The organism is Methanohalophilus sp. WG1-DM, assembly GCF_004104135.1.
Lineage (GTDB): Archaea > Halobacteriota > Methanosarcinia > Methanosarcinales > Methanosarcinaceae > Methanohalophilus > Methanohalophilus euhalobius.
Map to the genome: position 1 here is coordinate 1 of NZ_RRBA01000030.1, position 1569 is coordinate 1569.

Genomic DNA, 1569 nt, shown 5'->3' on the forward strand with positions numbered 1-1569 from the left:
TTCAGTTTGACGATATGGTCAGAAATCATTTATTACGTGACATAGTTAGAACATAATGCAACATCATAAAAAGATGTTAGTGGGGTTCAGCCAGTCTTGACGGAATAACTGAAACCCCGTGCCCGAAGGCATGATTATGTTGGCTTTGAGGATACTTAAAGTTTGGCTTATCTTGCCTCTGGAGTAAATTGAATGAGGTAAAGAAAGAATGAATACAAAAAGAAAGGTTATTGGTGGAGCTGCCATTCTTTTTTTTGTGATTGCAATTGCTTACTTCTTTTTAGCAATAGAGCACCCTGAAACAGGTATAGACGACCCCGGAGCAGTTATAGACAGCCCCAGAGCAGGCCTTTATGTGTCAGCAAAGCCAGTTCAGGAGGAACCAAGCAATTTTGTGGAATTTACCCAAGAGGAACTGAAAAATTATCCCTATATACACAAAGCGGTGTCCTCTCCGGGGAATATGATCAAAGTTCCTTATAAGAATGAAGAGGTCATGGATAATCTGGATGAATTCGACTTGATTCTGTATAACAATGATACTGAGTTCATGAAAGTTGGAGATAACTATTACCATTATAGCTTTGAGTGGGCAGATACTCTAGAGGTAGAGAAAAAATAAGTTGAAATAATAATTTTTTGAAACAAATAAAAAATCAGTCATTTCACTATTTATAAAGAGGATACAACGCAATAATATTTCTAGCATGATACAAAATATATGTTTTTGATAATTGGATGACAGGGTATAAATTGTAACATAGACACTACAAAATTTTTTATGTTCAAACCGGTAAGTACTGATTACAGAAATCCCACCAGGAGAAAAGATGAATATCTTAATACAATAGACATTACAGATGAAGTATCATTGTCTAAAGAAGAGACCATCAAATTAGCTTTTCGCTTTAAAAGCGTAACTCTTTTTCCATTACCACTGAACGTTGCATGAGCGTAGCTCATGCATTACGTTTATATATTAGAAAATGTGCCAGTCCATGAAATATTATCACAATGTATCGGACGGAATCTGTACCAGAGATTCAATAGCCAGTTATCTGAACAAAGACAGCGTATCAATATGCCAGTTATTGTATTTCCTGGACATCGATGACATTGCTTCCTATGTAGAACGTAGCTATTATGCCGATAAGGACTGGCACTTCAGGTATAAGATTTCTTCAATGATAAAGCTCATCGTTGTAAATCCTATAGAAACCTCTCTTTTGAAAAAACGATATCTACCTTAACAAATCAGGAAGCCAGGCTTCTGTGTTTTGAAGATGATAATGGTATTATTAATCTTCCCTCACATGCAACACTGTTACTACTATGTAGTAACTCCCGTTAAATCTTCGATTTAACGCGATTCACCATTTTGTAAAATACAGGCTGGGAAAAGAGGGATTTAATGAAATTATGTTCAGGATTGGAAAGAAAATAGCCAGAATTACAAAGATTAGGGATCTAAAAACAGATTCGACACCTCTTGAAGCATCCAGATATGATAGATATGCGGATTATAATCCGCATTACAAATGTAAGATGGATAAGGCACATATCACGATG

1 protein-coding gene and 1 pseudogene are annotated in these 1569 nt (G+C 35.8%); both read left to right on the forward strand.

The annotated features are described in order from the left end of the window. Positions 1–208 precede the first annotated feature (208 nt). Entirely contained in the window at positions 209–622 is a 414-nt protein-coding gene (locus CI957_RS10215; protein WP_096712114.1) for a hypothetical protein, read from the forward strand. A gap of 364 nt (positions 623–986) precedes the next feature. Further along, positions 987–1569, forward strand: a pseudogene (locus CI957_RS10220) (ISNCY family transposase); the annotation flags it as partial.

Bases quoted from the DNA above. Each gene is read 5' to 3' on its own strand.
- CI957_RS10215 (WP_096712114.1), top strand. From the start codon at position 209: ATGAATACAAAAAGAAAGGTTATTGGTGGAGCTGCCATTCTTTTTTTT.